At 62.9% G+C, this 21,569-nt stretch carries 17 protein-coding genes; 10 read left to right on the top strand and 7 right to left on the bottom strand.

The window, feature by feature from the left end; genetic code table 11:
- Positions 1-103: 103 nt before the first annotated feature.
- The 7 genes from BSZ35_RS11765 to BSZ35_RS11735 form a co-directional block, all read right to left on the bottom strand.
- A complete protein-coding gene (locus BSZ35_RS11765) occupies positions 104-1,444 on the bottom strand; it encodes a TolC family protein (RefSeq protein ID WP_105013824.1) in 1,341 nt (446 codons plus the stop codon).
- Positions 1,445-1,575: 131 nt separating this feature from the next.
- The gene (locus BSZ35_RS11760) at positions 1,576-2,307 is read right to left on the bottom strand and encodes a YceI family protein (protein WP_219846636.1); all 732 of its coding nucleotides are present in this window, start codon (positions 2,305-2,307) and stop codon (positions 1,576-1,578) included.
- A gap of 63 nt (positions 2,308-2,370) precedes the next feature.
- Positions 2,371-3,888 (bottom strand): HAMP domain-containing sensor histidine kinase, encoded by a 1,518-nt coding sequence (locus BSZ35_RS11755; protein WP_105012616.1) that lies wholly within the window; start codon positions 3,886-3,888, stop codon positions 2,371-2,373.
- A complete protein-coding gene (locus BSZ35_RS11750) occupies positions 3,881-4,591 on the bottom strand; it encodes a response regulator transcription factor (protein WP_105012615.1) in 711 nt (236 codons plus the stop codon). Before BSZ35_RS11750 ends, BSZ35_RS11755 begins: the two co-directional genes overlap by 8 nt.
- A 169-nt stretch (positions 4,592-4,760) precedes the next feature.
- Positions 4,761-5,369, bottom strand: a complete 609-nt coding sequence (locus BSZ35_RS11745) for a YceI family protein (protein WP_105012614.1) — start codon at positions 5,367-5,369, stop codon at positions 4,761-4,763.
- 111 nt (positions 5,370-5,480) lie between these two features.
- Positions 5,481-6,713: a hypothetical protein gene (locus BSZ35_RS11740; RefSeq protein WP_105012613.1), complete on the bottom strand. Its 1,233-nt coding sequence runs from the start codon at positions 6,711-6,713 to the stop codon at positions 5,481-5,483.
- 605 nt (positions 6,714-7,318) lie between these two features.
- The gene (locus BSZ35_RS11735) at positions 7,319-8,203 is read right to left on the bottom strand and encodes a universal stress protein (protein WP_219846635.1); all 885 of its coding nucleotides are present in this window, start codon (positions 8,201-8,203) and stop codon (positions 7,319-7,321) included.
- Positions 8,204-8,479: 276 nt separating this feature from the next.
- Between BSZ35_RS11735 and BSZ35_RS11730 the strand changes: the two genes are divergently transcribed.
- The 10 genes from BSZ35_RS11730 to BSZ35_RS11685 form a co-directional block, all read left to right on the top strand.
- Positions 8,480-11,125: a PAS domain S-box protein gene (locus tag BSZ35_RS11730; RefSeq protein ID WP_105012611.1), complete on the top strand. Its 2,646-nt coding sequence runs from the start codon at positions 8,480-8,482 to the stop codon at positions 11,123-11,125.
- A 177-nt stretch (positions 11,126-11,302) separates the two neighbouring features.
- Positions 11,303-11,956 carry a response regulator transcription factor gene (locus tag BSZ35_RS11725; protein WP_105012610.1) on the top strand — a complete coding sequence of 218 codons (654 nt, stop codon included), beginning with the start codon at positions 11,303-11,305 and terminating at the stop codon, positions 11,954-11,956.
- A 134-nt stretch (positions 11,957-12,090) separates the two neighbouring features.
- Positions 12,091-12,651: a DUF4269 domain-containing protein gene (locus BSZ35_RS11720; RefSeq protein ID WP_105012609.1), complete on the top strand. Its 561-nt coding sequence runs from the start codon at positions 12,091-12,093 to the stop codon at positions 12,649-12,651.
- Positions 12,652-12,995: 344 nt separating this feature from the next.
- A complete protein-coding gene (locus BSZ35_RS11715; RefSeq protein ID WP_105012608.1) occupies positions 12,996-14,153 on the top strand; it encodes a DUF3179 domain-containing protein in 1,158 nt (385 codons plus the stop codon).
- A gap of 77 nt (positions 14,154-14,230) precedes the next feature.
- Positions 14,231-15,346, top strand: a complete 1,116-nt coding sequence (locus BSZ35_RS11710) for a DUF3179 domain-containing protein (RefSeq protein ID WP_258096202.1) — start codon at positions 14,231-14,233, stop codon at positions 15,344-15,346.
- A gap of 9 nt (positions 15,347-15,355) precedes the next feature.
- A complete protein-coding gene (locus BSZ35_RS11705) occupies positions 15,356-16,222 on the top strand; it encodes a hypothetical protein (RefSeq protein ID WP_105012606.1) in 867 nt (288 codons plus the stop codon).
- Positions 16,223-16,353: 131 nt separating this feature from the next.
- Positions 16,354-19,230 carry a phosphoenolpyruvate carboxylase gene (ppc, locus tag BSZ35_RS11700; protein WP_105012605.1) on the top strand — a complete coding sequence of 959 codons (2,877 nt, stop codon included), beginning with the start codon at positions 16,354-16,356 and terminating at the stop codon, positions 19,228-19,230.
- A 232-nt stretch (positions 19,231-19,462) separates the two neighbouring features.
- On the top strand, positions 19,463-19,981 hold the full coding sequence (locus tag BSZ35_RS11695) for a hypothetical protein (protein ID WP_146110069.1): 519 nt from the start codon (positions 19,463-19,465) through the stop codon (positions 19,979-19,981).
- Between the two features lie 119 nt (positions 19,982-20,100).
- On the top strand, positions 20,101-20,700 hold the full coding sequence (locus BSZ35_RS11690; protein WP_105012603.1) for a LemA family protein: 600 nt from the start codon (positions 20,101-20,103) through the stop codon (positions 20,698-20,700).
- 158 nt (positions 20,701-20,858) lie between these two features.
- The coding region (locus BSZ35_RS11685; RefSeq protein WP_258096201.1) for a TPM domain-containing protein at positions 20,859-21,569 on the top strand (711 nt) is incomplete at its 3' end.

The raw sequence follows: 21,569 nt of genomic DNA, 5'->3' as shown, positions 1-21,569 counted from the left end.
ATTAATCCAACAGGAGAGGCAACCCGCCGGGTCGCCTGTATTGAATATCAGGCGGATGCGTGGGGCGGCTTTGTGGAATCGCGGAGCGATTGCGAAAAATAGGTCATCGCAGATCGGCCGTGCGGGGGCGGAGGGCGCCCTCAATGACAAGGGCGTCGTCAGTGGGCCCGATGCCCACGGCGGATTCGAGGTCGTAGAGGGCGCGGAGGTAACCGGCGGTGAGGTCGAGGCGGAGGAGCGCCGCCTGCTTGGCCGCGTCGATCGCGTCAAGCAGCTCAAAGAGCGAGATCTCTCCCTGCTGGTACACGAACTGGGCGTCGGCCCCAAGCGAATCGGTGTCGACGAGCACGTCCTCCGACACAGTCTGAATGCGGTCGCGGTAGCTCTGCAGCCGCTCCACGGCGTCGTGCACCTGCACCTCCACCCGGCGGCGCGTGGCCTCCAGGGTCGCGGTAGCGGCACGGCGGCGCCCCTGTTCGGCCTCCACCCGCGTGCGCCCCCCGTTCCAGACGGGCAGTCCGATGGAGAGACCCGCCGTGTAGCCGTAGGTGGTGGAGGTGGGTAGTGACTGCCGCTTCGGCCCAGCGGAGAGGCTGAGGGACGGGTAGCGCTGGTACGTGGCCGCGTCGAGGTCGGCGGTGCGGGCGTCGACCTGGGCGAGGGCCGCCTGTACGGCTCCCCGCTGCCGGAGCGCCCGGCGCAGAGCCATCGACTCATCGACCCTCACCGGACGGAACTGCATCGCCCCGGCCACGCGATATTCGCTCAGGGCCGCCACCGTGTCGAGAGTGGCCTGTGCATCGGGCAACAGCAGGTACGCGAGTTCGATGCGGGCGTCGCAGAGGCGCCGCTCCGCGTCGGCCCGTTCATTTTCGTACTGGGCCCGCGCCACCTGCATCCGAGCGCGGCGAAATGTGCTAAGGTCGCCCTCCTCGTAGCGCACTTGGGCCGCCTCTGCGGCCTGCTGAAGAGCATCGGCAAAGGAGCGGAGCACGTCCACGCGGACCTGAGCAGCCACCACGTCGAGGTAGCGGTGGCGAAGTTCATTGTAGAGGCGCGTGCGCTCCTCTTCTACCATAGCCCCGGCGGCCCGCTGCGTGGCGTCGGCCGAGCGGGAGCGCGCCCCGTGCTCGCCCGGATAGCGCAGTGACTGGCGAATGGACGTATACCACTGGTTGTCTACACCCTGTGGAAGATTGGTGCGCTCCTGGGAGACTGAGAGCGTCGGGTTCGGATAGCGCGACGCCGCCTCTGCGGCACGCCCTTCGGCCTGCGCCCGAGCCTGAGCGGCTCGGAGCTGCGGATTGTGCTGCTGGAGGAGCGCCGCAGCCCGCTCAAAGGTGAGCGTGTCGGGGAGCGGCTGTCCCTGAAGGGCACGGGGAACCACGAGCACAAGAAAAAGGCTCACCGCTCCAAAAAGAGCACGGGAAAGCGTCGAAGCCATGGGCGAGAACAGGGAGAGTGTGAAGCAGCCCATGCCCGGCTGCGAGTTGTGACGCAATGTCATCCACTCCCTTGGACGCCCTGCCCGCGAACGCGATCTTAGTGCACGATGAGAAGCCGATTAGAGGACGATTAGAATGACCCGACGTCTCCTTCCACGAGGGGGCAGGATGGCGCTTCGGCAATGGTCCTCCTCCCGAATGGAGAGGTCCGTTCCAGTCCTGCGGTATGGGCGAGCAGGTCGAATTGTACTTCGATCCGATCCTTAACCTTGATGAGCCCAAAGGCTTTGGTGGGGGGCTCAATGTTGAAGTGCGTCATCCGGAGGGGATGACATCCCCGAATCCGGAATCGATTTTCGTCAATTGCCCGTCCGAGGGCCGAAAGGCTGGTCACCCGCTTCGTGCCGGCCACAGTGAGGGCCCCGAGCACTTCCACCGGCCGCCACTGCTTCGACGTGTCAACGGGAGTGCCCACCCGTGCGTCGATCAGCTCGAACCGAATGTTCGGATGCTTCTCCATTTTGAGGGTTTCCTTCAGATCCTTCGTCATCACTCGGTTCCCACAGTCGAAAGAGCGAACGGGGACGCTCACGTTCACAGTCGTTTGCTCGTCCTTCGTCTCCTTCGGAATGGAGTCCTGTGCCGCGGGAAGCTGTGCCGTACCCTCGACCGCTTCCACCTGGCACGTGAACGAGTGCGTCGTGGCTTTGCCCTGAATCCAAAACTGGCTTTTCGAGTGGACCGTGAGGCGCTTGTGGGAGGACTGGGCCGAGGCGGTCGGCACGCTGGTCATCCCAAGCACCCCCAGTACGACGATGAGCCAGCGGGCAAGGCATGTCGACGCCAGTAGAGCCTTTCGCATGTCGTTGTCGTTCCGCTTCGTAATCATTATAGAAGAAGCACTCCGTAGAAGCGACGATGGGCGTTATGAACGTACCGGAGGTCGGGATTTCTCCAGGGGCATGACACGCTCGGGTTTGTCCGGCGGCGAAATCGAAGGCAGCACAATTTCGAAGGTCGTTCCCTCCCCCGGCGTCGAGTCGACCCGGAGCTCGCCGTCATGGGCCGCGACGATGCGGCGGACGAGAGCGAGCCCGAGCCCGCTTCCGTCCGATTCGGTGGTCCCGGCCTCGGCACTGCGGTAGAACCGGGCACCGACGTGCGGTAGATCCTCTTCTGCAATTCCCATGCCCGTATCCCGGCAGCGCACGACGGCGTGTCCCTCTTCCTCGACGACCGACAGCTGCACCGTGCCGTCCTCCGTGTACTTGATCGCATTGTCTACGAGGTTCTGGACGGCCTCTCGCAGCAGGTCGGCCTGACCGTCGACCCACACGTCTGCGGTCTCGATGGAGAGAGACAGGCCCTTCTCTTCTGCTTCCGACCGGACAGATCCCTCCTCCCTCTCCACAAGCGCCCCCAGGGCTACGGGCTCAGTTGTCAGGGTTTCGCCACGGTCGAGTCGAGTCAACGTAAGCAGGGCGCGGACGGTTCGCACCAGCGTGCCCAGCTTGCGATCCAACAGGTGAAGGGTCGACTCGTAGCTTTTAGCCGAGCGGGAGCGGCGGAGGGCAATCTCCACGTGCCCTTGCAGCACGGTGAGGGGCGTTTGCAGTTCGTGGGCGGCGTTGGCCGTGAACGTGCGCAGGGCGTCGAAGCTGTCCTCCAGGCGATCAAGCAGGTCGTTGAAGGTGTGGGCCAGCAGTGCCGTTTCGCGGTCGGCGGCGTCCGTCACCTCGACCCGCTCGTCCAGGTCGGCAGAAGTAATGTCGTCCGCCACGGCGGTGATGCGGCGGAGGGGGTGCAGGACACGTGCGGCGGCCCAGGAAACGAGCACCAGGAGTCCCCCAAACAGCAAAATGATGAGCCCGCCCAATGCCACCCCAAACGTCGTCAGGGAGGCCCAGTAGTTGGGCACCTCTCGGGCCACCTGGATGTAGCCGATCGTTCGGCCCTCGTATGTGAGGGGACGCACCAGATAGTAGAGCGTCCGTCCGCCGACCTCAACCGTTCGAAGCGTCGGGATCCAGTCGTAGGGAGTGTCGAGTGCGAGGGGCTGCTCGGGATAGAGAACGCTGAGGGAGTCGACGTTCGCAGAGACGCGAAGTGCCCGGTTGTAACGATCAAAGACCTGGAGAAAGACGGGATCCACTCGTTCCGCCGCCAGACGGTGGTGGACTTCCGACCAGGTATGACCGCCGATCTGGAGGGAGCCGTCAGTCTGGAGAATGTCGGCTTCCACCTCGTCGGCCTCAGCCTGCAGTACCTCCACAGCACTCCGTTGCAGCGCCACGTAGGCGGCCCCCCACGCCAGCAGGCCCAGGAAGACAAGCGCGGCGGCCAGGGCCGGACCAATCGTGGTCAGGAGCCGCCGCCGGAACGAGGAGCGGTCGGGGGACACAGAGGCCCCACTTGGAGCCGACCGCGAGGTCAGATCAATCATGTGCGACAGACGCTTCCGTGCAGGATGTATACCGGTATCCCGTGCCGCGCACCGTCTCAATGGGCGAGGAGCATCCCACCTCGTCGAGCTTGCGCCGAACGTAGTTGACGTAGACGTCGATCAGATTGGTGCCTCGATCAAAGTCGTGTCCCCACACGTCCCGGTGGATGGTGTCGCGGCTGAGGGCCTGGCCGCGTCGGGCCATGAGGTAGGTCAGGAGATCAAACTCGGTGGGCGTAAGCGGAACCTCTTCGCCGTCGTACGTGCAGGTTCGGGCCGCCGGGTTCACCTGTAGGGGCCCATCCTGGAGGATGTCCGTTCGTTCCGCCTGATCGATGCGTCGCAGCAGGGCCTCGATCCGGGCCAGCAGCTCGTCGAAGGCAAACGGCTTCGGCAGGTAATCGTCGGCCCCGGCCCGGAGGCCCTTTACTCGATCCTCGACCGCGTCCAGTGCCGTGAGCATCATGATGGGAAGCTCGGGACGGTGGAGCCGCAGGCGTTCACAGACCTCAATGCCGGACCGGTCGGGGAGCCGAACATCCAGGAGAATGAGGTCCACGTCCTTCTGCTGAACGTATTCCAGGGCCCGCTGCCCGTTCTTCACCCACTCCACGTCGTACGCCTCCTCTTGAAGGCCCTGCTGAATGAAGGAGGCCACGTCCGGCTCGTCCTCCACGAGGAGTATGTGCACGGAATCATCCATCAGGGACGCCGGCGAATCGACCAGGAAGAAAACAGTGCGTGTGTATACGAAGAGGCCGGCGGTCGGATGCCGGCCTCTGTTGTTCTAACGGAACTCTAATGCCTCACCGAAAGCGGGACGAGCAGCCCCAAGACCGACCCAGGACCCGTCCCCGGCTTCGCGTCAACCATCACTGGTTGGCGCTGCTCAGGATGATGTCGAAGCCAATGCGAATGGGATCGTCCACCTTAATGGCTCCGAACATCAGCGAGGGGCGTTCCACATCAAACGTGCTGAGCTTCAGTTCATGCTCCCCGACGACGTTCATCGTGCCATCCGACTGCTGAGCGCCCTTGGCCGTCAACTCCACGGTGTGTGTGTTGCCCTTGATGGTCATCTCGCCGTTGGCAACGACGGAGAACGAGTCGGCCTCGGCCTGTGTGACCTCTACGTCTGAGGAGGAAAACGAGATCGTGGGATACTCTTCCTTGTGCAGGGCCTCGTGCGCGTGCCGCTGCAGTCGGTCTTTCTCCGACACCATCTGCTGGACGGGAATTTCGACCTGGATTGACTGAATCGAGGGTACCGCTCCGCTGGTTTTCCCGAGAGCAACGGATCCGTTGATTTGCGTCACGTCCATCGTCCAGTCACGCACGTTAGAGGAGCCGTACACGGTCATCGTGCTCTCGGCATTGTTAAACTGGTAGGTCGCCGAGTCGGCCGGCGGGGATCCCGGGTCGGCCACGGTCGGCGATCCGACGAGACCCAACGCAAGAAGAAGGGACAGAATATATTTCATGGGAGGCTCGTGGGTTTATAAAAAAGATACTGCCGGCCCCCGAACGGGCTGAGTCCGAAGACCCAGCCCGCGTCGGTATCGGCCGACAGCCCTCGGTGGACTCGGAGGTCGTTAGAAGGAGACGACGCCTTCGAGCATGAGGCCGTCGAATTCAGCGCCCTCCTGCGGTGTGCCGGTGGGGTAGTCGTTGTACGACTGCGTGACGTACTCCGCTTTGACCAGGATATTTTCCGTCATGAACCAACCAGCACTCACCTGCCAGCGATCGATCGAGGTCTCAGTGACCCAGTTCGCGGGCTCATTGTAGGCACTGAGGTCCAGATCGGCGGTCATGGTGTTGTAGCGGGCCCCGACGAACAGGTCGTCGTTGGCGAACCGGTAGATGGCTTCTCCGGCGTACTGGGTTGCGCTCCCGTCGCTGAGATTGGGCGCCTCTCCGCTGATCGACTCAATCGTGCCGAAGAGCTCAAGGCCGCCGATTTTCACGAACGGGTTGATCATGAAGGCCGTGGTCTCGCTGCCGAAGTTGACCCGGGCGCGGCCTGACCAGTCGCCGCCTTCTACGACGTTGTAGTACCGTCCACCAGCGCGGTCGCCGGAGTGCAGCTGACCGTCATTCGACTTGGCGGTGTAGTAAACCGATCCCGTCAGCCGAAATCGCACGAGGTCGTTAATCTGCGAGTCGTAGCCCAGCTTGCCGTGCCACGACGGTGCGCGACTGTCCGGGTTCATGACGGTCGGGTGCAGGGCCCCGCCAAAGCCTCCCACAGCGAGAAAGCCGTTGGACTGGAACGTCGCTTCCGCTCCCACTTCCGTCGTAAAGGCATCAATGACAGTGTTGCCGACAAACGGGTTCTGGATCGCGTCCGCATTGTCGGAGCGCCGGAAGTGCGTGTCGCCGTAGTTGGGCATAAAGTGTCCGGCGCGGATCGACAGGTTGCTCATCAGCGCGTCAACGGCGGGGCTGTTAAACATCGACAGCTCGTCGACCTGAAGGTATCCGCCCTTCACCCACGCTTCGTTGTGGTGGCGAGACGACAGGTACGTACGCACGTGCAGTTGAATGCCTTCCGCCATCTGCACGTCAAGGTCAAGGTTGGCCGTGGCGAGATTGAAGCCTCGCCCAATTGCATCGTTGTCAATATTGGGGCCACTCTGCGTGATGGCCTGCATTTGCTGGGTGAAGGCACCGCCAAGCTTCACTGCAAAGCCGTCGTAGGACGTGGTGTCCTGGATCGGAGGCTCAAACATGTTGATGCCCTGCTGGCCGGCCGGACGATTGTATTGGATATCGTCCTGCAGCGGCACCTGAGCGACCGTGGTTAACGGCAGAGCCGCCGCCATGAGCAAGAATACGAATAGTCTAGATATTCGAGACAGGGTGTTCATAAGTGTACCGAGGGGTATTTTTGAAACAAAAACTGGTCGTGTTGCCCTCCTCCGATCATAGCTCCTGATCGCGCCCGTCATTTCGACGGTTATAAAGGTGCCCCCGCAATCGGGCGAGACTTGACAATAGTCCCCTGGCAAACGCCCCCGGATTTCTTGTACAGCCGCGACGGGGATCCTCCTATGAGGGGTGGGGGGACCCCCTACGTGGAGCCTGCCGTAACGGCCTCAGAAACTGGGGGGGTTCTCTCCCTAATCGGAGAACTGCATCCCCGCGCCGATGCCCCTCGGTCGTAAAGACCGGGTCGGAACGAACGAAGGTGAAAACAATCTGCCGTCGTAACGTTCTGCCCGGTCTTCCGTCGTCTGAACCCCAAGCCGTCTCTTATCCCGTCCACCGAAGGCGACTGTACAGGTCTAAGCTCTGTCCCGTAAAGAATGCCGTCTTTGCGAACGGCGTCCTCCCGCACTCCGATGTGGACTCTCAACCGGTTGACGTGGGCCCTCGAAATCGATTCGCTCCCCGGCGATGTGCAGACGGAGCGCGACGGTACTTGGTATTATTCGGTTGTCTCTGTCACCGAGGCAGCCGTCGATTCCCCGGACGAAGATGACTCGCCCCCCGACCGGACAACCACGACCGGACACGTGACCCGTCGCAACACGCGATCCGCCACCGGTCCCTGGACCCGAGAGGACGACGAGACGCTCTTCGATGACAGCACGAGCAGGTCCACCGCCTCTTGATTCACAAATCGCCCAATCTGGTCGGCCGGATCCCCGTATTCAAAGTGGGTCTGAAACGCGTCGGAGCTCAACGGACTCTTCTCAACGAGGGACGCGAGCCGACGCCGCGCCCGGTGCTCCGGAAACGAAGTGGCACTCAGGGAGAGGCGATCGACCGGCGTAAGGGCCACGTACGGCACCGCCTCGATGACGTGGAGCAAGTCGACAGCGGCATCGTAGATTGACGCGAGGCGCGTTGCGTACCGGACCGTCGCGAGCGCCGACTCCGACAGGTCCGTTGGGACCAGGATGTGCTGAATGGCAGAGGGATCCGCATTGTGTTCAACTACGAACACTGAACAGTCAAGGGCCTGTATAACCTCTTTCGTGAGTGCGGTTGCAAGAGGAGGAACGGGTCCGCGGTCCGAGGGAGTATCCACGACAACGAGATCAATGGCCTCTTCTTGCACGTATGCCTGCACGTGCTCGGTCAATCCTCCCTCCTCCAAGGGAGGAGAGGCCAGGCGATCGTGCAGACACGCCCCGCTTGCCGGGCGCTCAACCGACTGGAGTGCCCGTTCTACCGCATCGCGGGTATTCCCCCCGATGGGCATCGCGTGCAGCGTAGCCTCGGCCCGACAGGCCAGATGCGCGGCCTGCGACAGCGCCGCGGAGGCCTCGTCCGCCACCAGGCACAATATGTGGTTGGCCGCTTGCATAAATCCGCTCACATCGAGGTGTAAAAAAGACCTGCGGGAAATGGTACGTGCGTCCCCTCCGAACGACAACTCTATGATCCCACGTTCGTGTAAAGAACGGCTCTCTGAAAGGGGCATTTGACCGAATGTTTGCCGTTCGTTTTGTAGGAGGATGCATTGCATTCGTGTGGGGCTGCCACCTACTGTGCCGTCACCCCCGCTATGAGCGCCTTGTACTGCCGATCGGACGGACCGCCCATCGAGGCAGACTGACTTGACACCACGACCCTTCCTCTTATGCTAAACTCGTCTCGCCGGCTGCTCCTGTACGGGCTGCTCGGGGTCTTATCGTTGGGCCTCTTCGTGCTGGACTGGGTACTGCCCGCCGGCCTTACGGTCGAGTTGATGCAGGTGGCCATCGTGCTACTGACCCTCTTTGTGCGCGATCGTCGCCCAACGTTTGTGTTCGGAGGCGTGACGACCCTGTTTGTCGGGACTGGCTTTGCTGTCCACCTGTATCGAGGCGAGCCCGTGGCGGCCCTCATCAATCACGGCATTGTTCTCTTCGGCATTTGGATGGCCGTGGCGGTGGTACTCGGGTACAAACACGTCGTGCAGGCCCGGCGCGAGAGTGAGGCGCGCGCCCAGGCCGTCCTCGACACGACGCTCGACGGCATCCTCACGGTGGATGCAGAGGGGACGATCAAATCGTTCAATCCAGCCGCCGAAACACTCTTTGGCTACGACGCCGGAGAGGTCGTGGGCACGTCCCTGCCCTCCCTCCTCGCAGCGTCCGACCGTGAGCGTTTGACCGACGCCCTCCGCACCTACCGCGAGACCGGCCGCCCGGCAATCGTGGGAACGGGCTACGAGCTGCAGGGACGCCGTCGCGACGGCTCCCTCTTTCCCATAGAGCTGTCCATCAGTGAGGTGGAAATGGGCGAGCAGCCCCTCCTTACCGTCATTGTGCGCGACATCACGGAGCGGAAGAAGGACGAACGCCGATTGGCCACCCAGTACCACACGGCGCACGTGCTTACGGGCTCCGACTCTCTGACTGAGGCCGCCCCCCGCATTCTCGAAACCATCTGCGAGCACCTCGACTGGGAGCGCGGCGAGCTCTGGCTGCCCACCCCCGAGGGCCAGCACCTGGAGAGCGTGGAAACGTGGCAGGCGACCGCCACGACGATGAACGGGTTCGAGAACGTGACTCACGAGACCACCTTTGCTCTCGGCGAGGGCCTCCCGGGCCGCGTGTGGGAGGACCAACGCCCCCACTGGCTGCCCGATGTGCGACAGGACGACGCCTTCAAACGAACCGATGCCGCCAAGCAGGCCGACATGCGCGCCGGGTTCGCCTTTCCCATTCGCATCGACGATACGGTCCTCGGGGTCATGGTCTTCTTTAGCCACGAGATTCGTGAGCCCGACGAGGGACTGTTGCAGATGTTTTCGGTGATCGGCAACCAGATTGGACAGTTTGCGGAGCGGCGCCAGACGGAGAAGACCCTCCAGACGACTGCCGAGCGGCTGAGCCGAGCCCAAAAGATTGCAAGCCTCGGGAGCTGGGAGTACGACCTGACGTCCGGCACCATGGTCTGGTCCGAGCAAATGTACCGACTGTTCGGGGTGGATCCGGATGCCTTCTCGCCCAGTCTCGATCGAGTGCTCGAGTTCCTTCCCGAAAACGACCGGACCCGCTTCGAAGACGCCCTCGAAGGTGTCCACGCGGACGACTCCCTGTTTCGCTTGGAGCATCGTCTGCTTACGGAAAAGGGGGGCGAGCGCTGGGTATTCACGCAGGCCGAGGTGCAAAACGACGGAACGCGGCTAGTAGGGGCCACCCTCGACACCACCGAACTGAAGCGAACCAAGAAGGCGTTGGAAGAGAGCGAGGCCCGCGCGCAAGCCATCCTCGAAACGACGGTGGACGGGATCATCACCATCGACCGGAATGGCATCGTCGAGTCGTTCAACCAGGCGGCCGAGGACATTTTCGGGTACGACGCGTCGGAGGTGGTGGGGGAAAACGTGAAGATGCTCATGCCCTCTCCCTACCACGAAGAACACGACGAATACCTTCGAAACTACCACGAGACCGGCAACCGCAACATCATCGGCATTGGGCGCGAGGTGACCGGCAAGCGGAAGGACGGCTCCACCTTTCCAATGGACCTGGCGGTAAGTGAGGTCGAGCTGGGCGACCGTACGATCTATACCGGCATCGTGCGCGACATCAGCGAGCGGCGGCGGCTGGAGAAGGAAATCCTGAACGTGAGCGAGGAGGAGCGCCGCCGGATCGGGCAGGACTTGCACGACGGCCTCGGGCAGATGCTCACAGGCATTGGGCTGCTCAGCCAGGACGTCGCCCGTCAGCTCGACGAAGAGGGCCATGAGCGGGCCGAGGACATGGCCGAGATTACCGAGCACGTAAAGGAGGCCGACCAGTACGCCCGTGACCTCTCGCACGGCCTCATCCCGGTGGACGTGGAGGGTCAGCAGCCGTCGGCCCTGCCGGAGGCGCTACGCCGCCTCTCCAAGAATGCTGAACGGCTCTTCAGCGTCGAATGTGACTTCCAGGGCACCGACTCAGTCCGCATTCCCGACAACTCCACGGCCACTCACCTCTATCGCATTGCCCAGGAGGCCGTCAACAATGCCGTGCGCCACGGCGATGCCGACCGCTTGCGCATTATCCTCGCCGCAGGCGACGAACAAATCCGCCTCCAGGTTCGGGACGACGGCTCCGGATTTGAGGAAGACGACCTGACCGATGCCGGAATGGGGGTGCGCATCATGAACTACCGGGCACGCATCATCGGCGGGACGCTCGACCTGAACAGCGCCCTCGGGGACGGCACTGTGGTCACCTGCACCCTCCCCCGCACGGAGTCCCCGATCGAAGATCCCATTCTAGATGAACAGAACCTCCCCTCGGCCTAACCCCGCACTCCTCCTGCACAGGTCGTGTCCGGGAATACCCCACACGCGTCTCCGCGTGTCCCCGACACCATTGTAGGGCACTGCGTCGTACATTTTCCTTATCCCATCGCACCCGTCTCGTTGGGCGCGTCCCCGACGGACACGGGTGCCCGCTCTGCTCACAACTCCTGCTCCACCATGGCTGACCTTGTACTCATCGACGATCATCCCCTGATGCGGAAAGGGCTGGGGCGCACCATCGAGAACGAAGTGGACCTGCACGTCGTCGGACAAATGAGCAGTGCCGAGGAGGCACTGGAAGAAATCGAAGACTTGGCGCCCGACCTCGCAATCGTTGACATTTCGCTGCCCGGCATGAGTGGAATGGAGCTCATCAAACATCTGCAGTCGCGCGTGCCGGACGTCAAGATTCTCGTCGTGTCGCGCCACGACGAAACGCTCTACGCCGAGCGCTGCATTCGAGCCGGAGCCAAGGGCTACCTCATGAAGCAGGAAGCCGGGGACATCATCATCAAGGCCATCCGAAAGGTGCTGAACGACCGGATCTTTGTGAGTGAGGAGATCAACGAGCGGCTGCTGCAGAGCATGGCGGAGGGCGGACGTGAGCGCATCATGCAGTCTCCCCTCGAAGTGCTGAGCGACCGCGAGCTGGAGGTATTTGAGCTCACCGGCAAGGGCTCCTCGACCCGCGAGATTGCCGAGCGGCTCCACCTCTCTGTGAAGACGGTTGAGTCCTATCGCGCCCGCATTAAGGACAAGCTCAACTTCGACTCGGGCAACGAGCTCATGAAGCACGCCGTGCAGTGGGTTGAGAGCGAAAATTCGCCCTGATACCAATTCCGGGAGCTCTATTCCGGTAGGACGCAGGCTTCCGTAGCGCCATTGGCATGTAGGATTGTGAGATTGTCCGCCGGACGAGGGGGAGGCCACCTGTGTAGAAAACGACTAATCCCGTGTGCCCGGACATGAACTGGCGTAGGTTTTCGTACCTGCAAGACGGCACGCCCCGGCAACGCACGGCCCACGACGTGCTGGTGAAGCTGGCGGTGTTCGACCACCTCCGCCGCTTCGATCCCGCGCTGGTGAGCACCGTGTGTATCGGCCTCGACGTCTCTGGAAGCGACCTCGACATCATCTGCGACGTGAGCGGGTCCGGCGGACCCGCCGGCTTCCAATCCACCGTCGAGCGACTCTATGGTCATCAGCCCCAGTTTCAGATGTGGACGCGAGCGGGCGGTGCCGTCGTGGCCCGGTTCGACACGGCCTCCTTTCCGGTGGAGCTCTTCGGCAAGCAGCAGCCGGTTGAGCGCCAGGCGGCCTGGCGGCACCTCAACGTGATGAAGCGCCTCGTGGAGGCCGCTCCCCAACTGCGGGAAGAGGTCCGGCACTTGAAGCGAGAAGGATTCGGCACAGAACCCGCCTTCGCCCATCTGTTGGGGCTGGACGGCGACCCGTACGAGGCGATACTGTCGCTGGAGACGGCCACGGAGAAGGAAATCAGCGACCTGTGCGCCCGTGCAGCGTAACGGCGGTCTGCCGTCGCGGGGCGAACCAGAACCGCGTGCAACCGGCGTGAGTAGGCGGCACGGGCAGCTCCTCCAAGGCCTGCATGCCCCTTATGCCTGAGCAGCGGGAATCGGAGTAATACCATCTTCGAAGGATCGATGGGCATCTACCTCTCCCAGTCGAAACGGATGTCCGTCCCGAGGCGGGCCTCCAACGTGCATAACGATCCTCGGCCTCTGGTATAAAATCGTCTCTCTTCCGATTTTTTCTTCGGGGAGAGCCTGTTCAGCGTAACGTTCCGGACCGGCGCTTCTCTAAAGTCCCCGATGAACGCGCCGTGCCTGCTCGACGCTCCCTGACCGCCATGCCTTACCTGTCCCATTTTTTTCGAGGAGTGGTTGTGGTCGGCCTCTGGGGCCTTGCCGTCGCCCTCCCCCTCCAGGCTCAACCCGACCTGCCGCCGGAGGCTCCCTCTGCTCTTGCTCAATTCGATACCGACCTGTCGACGGCCAGCATCGACCTTGCGACCCTCCGCCACGGGGGCCCGTCCAAAGACGGCATTCCCTCGATCGATGAGCCGTCGTTCGTGTCGATTGCGGCGGCCCGCAACTGGATCGCCCCGACGGAACCCGTCATCGCAATTGAGCACAACGGGACGGTGAAGGCCTATCCGCTCCAGATCCTGACGTACCACGAGATCGTCAACGACACGATCGGCGGCACGCCCGTGGCCGTTACCTTCTGCCCCCTCTGCTACAGCGCCATCGCATTCGAGCGCACCCTGGAGGGAGAGCCCACCACCTTCGGCGTCTCGGGACTGCTCCGCAACTCCGACCTCGTGATGTACGACCGGCGCACAGAGACTCTCTGGCAGCAATTTACGGGAGAAGCAATCGTGGGGGACCGCACAGGGGACGAACTTGCGGTTGTTCCGTCTCAGCTCATCTCCTTCCAACAGTTTGCCAATAACTATCCGGACGGGCAGGTGCTCTCACGAGATACTGGGTACGACCGGCCCTATGGCCGGAACCCGTACGCCGGCTACGACGACATCACGAAGTCTCCCTTCGCGTACGATGGACCGACCGACGATCGGCTGCCGCCGAAAGCAAAGGTGGTGGCCGTCAGTCTCGACGGTACGTACAAGGCCTATCCGCACAGGACCACGCAGAAGAAGCGCGTCCTTCACGATACGATTGCGACCCGACCGATCGTCGTCTTTCATGCCCCGGGCGCCGTTTCGGCCCTCGACGCCCGGCAGATCCAACGCTCGAAAGCGGTCGGCTCCACTGGCGTCTTTGATCGTCGGGTGGACGGGCGGACGCTTCGATTTCGCTACCTCGACAACGGCCGATTTGAAGACACGTCTACTGGTAGCGTGTGGACGATCACGGGCACGGCCGTGAAGGGACCCCTGAAGGGCACGGAGCTGACCCGTCTTTCCCACGGGGATTACTTTGCGTTCGCCTGGTTTGCGTTTCGCCCGGACACGCGCCTCTACGCTCCCGCGGCCGGATCGTAAGATCGTAGTTCCGTACGCCCCCTTCGGCGGACGAGCATTTCCATCGCCTCCCGTTCTGCCACCAACGCCTTTTTCCCATGCCCGCTTTTTCAACTCGGTTCTTCATGGGCCTACTCGTCGTGCTTGCAGGCGGACTCGTGCTCGGAGGCTGCGACCGCGGATCGTCGCAGCCTCCCGGTACGTCCGGCAACTCCACCCTCGTGGAAAATTGTCTCCTCTCAACCGAGCGACTTATCGACAGTGAGGTGGGACGCGACGGCATTCCCGCCCTCACCGATCCGCCGCTCGTCGGTCCCGAGGCAGAAGCAGCAGGCTACCTTGCCGATACGAGTCGGGTTATTGGCCTTTTGGGCGGCGAAACGCCCCTGGCCGTGCCCCACAACATTCTGTGGCGACACGAGATCGTGAATTTGAACGACTGGAATAACCGCCCCATCGCCGTCACCTACTGTCCATTGACCGGCTCCAGCCTGGCCTTCGATCGCAGCGGGGCCGACGGGGCCGAGTTCGGCGTCTCCGGGCTTCTGCTCGACAACAATCTCGTGATGTACGATCGCCGCGACGAGCAGTCGCTTTGGCCGCAAATGAATCGGGTGGCCATGTGCGGCCCCGCGACCGGCGACGGCCTCACCATGATTCCGGTCGTGGAGATGCAATGGGGCCGATGGAAGGCCCTTCACCCCGACACGAACGTGCTCTCCCGAAATACCGGGCACCGGTTTTCCTACGGGCCGCGGTCGTACCCCTACGGCCCGTACGAGCGCCTCCACAACACGAGCCTGCTGTTTGAGGGAACGCCCATCGACAACCGTCGCCCCCCGAAGGAACGCGTCCTCGGCCTTCCGGAGGGCAGAAGCGGGGGGCTCGCCCTCCCTTTTCGACTCCTGGACGACGGATCCCCGGCCCGGGTCGTGAGGGTGACCGTCGGCGGGAGCGTCAAGACGATCTTCTGGAGCCGAGCGGCACAGGGGGCGATGGCGTTTACCACCGATGCCTCCTTTTCCGTCCAAAACGGCCGCATCGTCGACGACGAGACCGGCAGCGTGTGGAGCCTCGACGGCCGGGCCATCGAAGGACCCCGAAAGGGCGAACGACTCGCCCCGGTCAAGAGCGCCTACGTGGCCTTCTGGTTCGCCTGGGCCGTCTTTCAGCCCCAAACGCAGGTATGGACCGGCCCGTCCTCATCGTCATAACCTCCCCCCATGCGACAAACGCTCATCGCCATTGTGGTCGGCCTCTTCGTCGCTCCGGTCTTCCCGGGACAGGCGCAATGGGTAGAACCCCCCGGCACGGGATGGGTCGAGCTTCAACTGTCCCATCAGGACACGGACCGGCGCTTTAATCACCTGGGCGAGACCGAGCCGCTTTTCAACGAGGGGGCACGATCCATCACCACAACGATTCGGCTGTCCGGTGCGCTGGGACTCTGGCGCGGGCTCGATGTCTGGGTCGACGCCCCCTACCACCGCCTGGCCTTCAACGACGTGGTACAGGACCGTCGGAGTTCGGGACTGGGAGATCCTCGGGTGTTTCTTCGCATGGGTCCGGCGCTCTTTGGCCTCAACGATCTGCCCGTCTCTTTCGCTCTCCGAAGCGGGGTCAAATTTCCCGTGGGCGATTTCCCGATCGACCCAGACATTGTGCCCCTAACCGAGGGCCAGCGCGACTGGGAGGTGCTCGTGGAGGTAGGCAAAAGCTTCCACCCGTGGCCTGTCTACGTGATGGGCTGGGCCGGCTATCGGTGGCGTGAAGAAAATACTCAAATCCAGCGACGGCCGGGCGATGAGCGACTGCTGTACGTCGCCGCAGGGGGCTCGTTTGAGTTTCTTCACTGGAAGATTGCCGTCGACGGACTGTTTGGGCGTCCGCCCGTGCGCACCGACTTCGGCCTCGTGCTGGAAAACAACCGGCGCACGCTCGTCCAGCTCCTTCCCACGCTCGGAGGCGCCCTCGGGCCGGGGATCGTCGAGATCGGAGCTCGACTTCCGCTCCATGGTCACAATCTGCCCGCCGGTCCGAGCGTCACCCTCGGGTACTTCCTCACGTGGGATCAACCGGTCTGGAAGTAGCCCGACCCGGATGTTAAGATCTCCTAATGCCCTTCGTTGGAAGCGCACCCGCGTTTGGACCCTATCCCCTGTGTTCCTATCTTAGGGTGATTTCGCGACTACATCCTATCTTAACACGATATATCCGCTGTATGCCTCGTTGGGACGGTCTCGAACTCGAAACGGAAGGCACCGGCATCTCCGAACCCTTGAGTCGACAGGTGAACCTTCTCGGCTCCATGCTGGGGCAAATTACCCGCGACCAGGTGGGCGACGAATTGTTTGAGCACGTCGAAGCGCTGCGGGTGCTCTGCAAACGAGCCGAACACGAGAACGACCCGTCCCTCCGGGAGGAGGCAGCCGACCGCATCGCCGACCTGGACGAGGACGACATTGTGCGGTTGCTCCACGTATATACCACGTTCTTCCACCTCGTCAACCAGGCGGAGCAGCAGGAGATTATTCGCATCAACCGGGAGCGTGCGCGCCGGTCGGGTCCCGCCGACTGGCCGCTGGGGCCGGGATCCGGCAACGAGCAATCGGGCGGACAGCCGCGAGCGGAGTCGATCGATGCGGCGGTGGCCCAGTTGAAAGAAGAAGGCTACTCGGTAGACGAGGTCGCCGAGCTCTTCGGGCAGCTCGACATTCAGCCCACCCTCACGGCCCATCCCACAGAGGCCCGGCGGCGCACGGTACTCCGCAAGCAGAAGCGCATTGCCGACCTGCTGGCGACGCTGGACCGAACGGACGCCACCCCCGCCGAGCGTGCCGACACGCTCGACGATCTGCACGCGCAGGTCGCCTTCCTTCTGGCCACCGACGAGATTCGAGCGGACCGGCCCACCGTGCGCGAAGAGGTGGAGCAGGGACACTACTTCCTGCACGGCCCCATCTGGGACACCATCTTTCACATCCATCGTGACGTGCAGCATGCGCTGCGTCATCATTACGACGACACCGCCGAGGTGCCGGCCTTTCTCCAGTACCGCTCCTGGATCGGGAGCGATCGGGACGGCAACCCCAACGTGACGGCCGACGTGACGCGCTGGACATTTGCCACCCAGCGGAAGGACACGATCGAGCACTACCTCGACGAGCTCGATCAGCTGCGGGACGACCTCAGCCTCTCGCGCCGGCAGGTGACCGCCTCGGAAGCCCTGCTCAACTCCATTGAGGCGGACGCCCAGGAGGTCGTCCTCTCCGACGAGTCCCTGCACCAGTACCGCCACGAGCCCTACCGGCTCAAGCTCTGCTACGTGGAGGCCCGGCTGGAGGCCCTGCTCGACCAAATCGACGAGACGGATGTGGAGGCGATGGCGGCCGACTACACCGCCGATGATCTGTTGGCCGACCTCGACCTGATTGCCGAGAGCTTGAACCTGCACGGCTTTAATGATGCGGGCCGGAGTGGGCAATTGCATCGGATGCGTGCACTCGTGAAAACGTTCGGCTTTCACCTTGCTGCGCTCGACGTGCGCCAGCACAGCGGCGTACACGAAGAGACGGTGGCTGCGCTGTTACGCAAGGCCGGGGTCGAGGGGGACTATGCCGGGCTTTCCGAGGAAGAAAAACTGGAGGTGCTGGAGGCCGAGCTCCAGAACCCGCGCCCGCTCGTCTCCGACCCCGACGACCTCCCCAAGATGCCGGCGGAGATGATGGAGGTCTTCGACGTCATTCGGGCCATCCACACCGTGGACCCGGACGCGGTGGGCAGCTACATCGTGAGCATGACGCACACGGTAAGCGACCTGCTGGAGCCGATGCTGCTGGCAAAGGAGGCGGGCCTGGGCAACGTGGTCGACGGGGCGTTCCAGTGCCCGGTCGACATGGTGCCGCTCTTTGAAACGATCGACGACCTCGATGCCGCCGACGACCGGATGGAGACGCTCTTCACTCACCCGGTCTACGCCCAGCAGTTGGAGGGACGCGACGGCTTTCAGGAGATCATGCTCGGCTATTCGGATAGCAACAAGGACGGCGGCTACTGGATGGCCAACTGGGCACTCCACAAGGCCATCAACGATCTCGGCATTGTTTGCGACGAGTACGACGTGGACCTGCGCCTCTTCCACGGCCGTGGCGGGACGGTGGGCCGGGGGGGCGGGCGCTCCTCGCAGGCCATCCGCGCCCTCCCGCCGGTCGTGCACAACGGCCGCATCCGGATGACCGAGCAAGGAGAAATCATCTCGTTCCGCTACGCGCTGCCGGACATTGCTCGTCGACACGTGGAGCAGCTCGTGAACGCCACGCTTCTGTCCACCGCCCAGGCGCAGGAGGATGAGAGCTACAAGGAGATGCTGGACGACAAGGTGTCTACCGACTCGGACGTGGCGGGCCTCATGGATCGCCTCGCCGAGCACTCGATGGAGGCCTATCGGGACCTCATTGGCGACGGCGGCGGGACGGAGTGGCAGTGGTACACGCAGGTCACGCCCATCGAGCACATTAGCCGCCTCCCCATTGCCTCCCGGCCGGTGTCCCGCGCCTCGGCGGGAGAAGAAGTGGACTTCGGTTCGCTGCGGGCCATTCCGTGGAATTTCTCCTGGACGCAACCACGGTACATTGTGCCCGGCTGGTACGGGACCGGCTACGCCTTGTCGAAGATCCTTGATGAGACCCCGGAGGCTCTCGATACGCTCCGCTCTCTCTACCGGCGGTGGCCGTTCTTTCGGGGCATTCTTGACAGCGCGCAGCGCGAGATGGCACGAGCCCGCCTCTCCATCGCCGAACAGTACGACGCCCACACCGATCCGGCGATCTCGAACCACGCCACCATCGTCGAAGACTATGAGCGCGCCGAGGTAGCCATCCTGAAAATTACTGATCAGGACGAGATCTTCGAGAACAGCCCGGTGCTCAAGAAGTCGATCCAACTCCGCAACCCGTACACCGATGTTCTCAATCTGCTGCAGGTGGAGCTCATGGAGCGGTATCGGTCCACAGATGATCCCTCCCAACAAGAAACACTGGGCGAGGCGCTTCTCCTGAGCCTCAACGGCATTGCGGCAGCTATGCAAAGCACGGGGTGATAGTACTTCGGTTCTTCCTGTGGAGACGCCCCCCCGAATAGCCCTCCCGGAGCGTCGGTGGTGTCCAGTGGCGCTTCTGTGGGCGAGTGCCTGCCTGGAGTCGTGCGACCGCCTGCGGAATGCGTCGGTTCTCAGTCCCGATCGGGAAAAACACCCGCGGCGGATGAGGAACAAGTCCTTCCGTCCCGGACTTCCAATCATCCGTATCCTTCGTCGCTCCGATCCCGGTGCCATGCCTTCTTCCCCATCATCTGAGGGCACAAATCCGGAGGCCGTGGATGCTCCCGTACTCGCATACGACCCCGACGCGTTTGCCCAGCGCCTCGAATCCCTCATGGCCGACCGGGACGCCCGCACCGGTACGCGCCTTCTATTCTACGGGGGCGTGCGGGAGCATCGTCAGCAGGCCCTGGCCACATTGACGCGGCACGCCACGGGCAACGTGCACCAATTCCAGATGGCCTCACTCCTCGGCGACCATCGGATGCAGACGCAGAACAACCTGCGGAAAGCGTTCGACCACGCCGCGGAGGAAAGTGCCCTATTGTACTTTGATAAGTCTGATTCGATCTTTTCGCACACCCACGCTGACAGTCAAGAGGATCCCGAAGAAAACGCGGTCCCGACGACCGTTGAGTATTTCTTCGACCGGGTGGGCGCGTATGCGGGCGTCGTGGTCCTTGGCCTCCAGCGCAAGCGACACGTGGAATGGGCGCGGGACAAGGTCCACCTCGTCGTCCGGTTTGAGTAACCGAATGCCTCCGTGACGCGTAGTACGTGGTGCGTGGTTTCCGGACGCCCTGGTGGTCACGCATCACTCGCCACGCATCACGACTCACCTCTTTCATCTCCCCGAACATCCGAACATCAATGCGTAGCAAAGGCACAATTACACTCGTCATCCTCGTGGTCTTGCTGGGCCTCGGGGGCTGTGGAGCGGCGAGTTCGTACAACACCCTCGTGCAGTCCGACGAGAGCGTGAAGACCGCATGGTCCAACCTGCAGGCGCAGTACCAGCGCCGGGCCGATCTTATTCCCAATTTGGTAGAGACGGTCCAGGGCGCCGCCGATTTTGAGAAAGAAACACTTCAGGCGGTGACGGAGGCACGGGCAAAGGCGACGTCCATCCAGGTCCGCCCCGAGGACCTCGACAATCCCCAAAAGCTTCAGCAATTCCAGCAAGCCCAGTCGGCGCTTGGTCAGTCGCTCGGACGGCTGCTGGCAGTGTCCGAGAACTATCCCCAGCTGCAGGCTACGCAGGCGTTCAGCGACCTACAGGCCCAGCTGGAAGGCACAGAAAATCGCATCACCGTGGCCCGCCGCGACTACAACCAGGCGGTCCAGCAGTACAATACGAAGGTGCGCTCTTTCCCGACGGTTCTCTTTGCGGGTCTCATGGGCTTCCCGCCGCGCACGGCGTTCGAGGCGGAAGCCGGAGCCGAGCAGGCCCCGGACGTGAACTTTGACTGAGAGACTCGTGATGCGTAATCCGTGATGCGTGAGAACTGGACTCACGGAGTTGACTCAGCCGTTTGACATTACCGAGCACTCGAGACACAAAAACAGCCGACGGGCTCGGTGTAGAAAAGCTCTCGGCAGTTCTCTCAATTGCTGCACGATCCCTTCTTGTGTTCCCTCGCTGCTTCCGTGCGTACATTCTGATTCTTGCCGGCGTTGGCCTTCTCGCCCTCGCGATGGGAGCCCCTGCTCAGGCGCAGCGGTACGATTTTCCGTCGCGTCCGTCCGGCCCCGTGCTTGATCAGGGCAGCCTGCTGTCCTCTACCGAGGAGGAGCGACTGGCCCGCAAGCTCACCGCCTTCACCGACACGACCTCCACCGCTATTGTTGTAGTGACGGTCCGAAGCCTGAATGGAGCCCCCATCGCGGACTACGCGGTGGCACTGGGGCGTGAGTGGGGCGTGGGACAGGAAGGAAAGGACAACGGCGTCGTTATGCTCGTCTCGCGCGGGGACCGGCAGATGTTCATTGCCACCGGGTACGGAGTGGAGGGCGCACTCCCCGATGCGATCGCGAACCGGATCGTGGAACGCGTCATTACCCCCTACTTCCGCGAAGGCCAGTTCTACGCCGGCATCGACCGCGGGACCGACGCGATCATTCAGGCGACCAAGGGAGAGTACGACGCAACGGCCTCTTCACGCTCGGCGTCGTCGGACGACGGCATGCCAATGGCCCTCCTCTTTACGCTGCTGGTGCTTGCCTACTTTGTCATCTCCTCATTTCGGGGCGGGGGCACCGGAAAGAAGGGACGTCGGTCGCGACGGCGAGGCGGAGACTTTCCCATCATCTTCTGGGGCGGGGGAGGACACGGAGGGGGC

Source organism: Salinibacter sp. 10B (assembly GCF_002954405.1).
Classification (GTDB): domain Bacteria; phylum Bacteroidota; class Rhodothermia; order Rhodothermales; family Salinibacteraceae; genus Salinibacter.
Note: the sequence above shows the minus strand (reverse complement) of the source record. Positions and strands in the feature narration are given on the sequence as shown.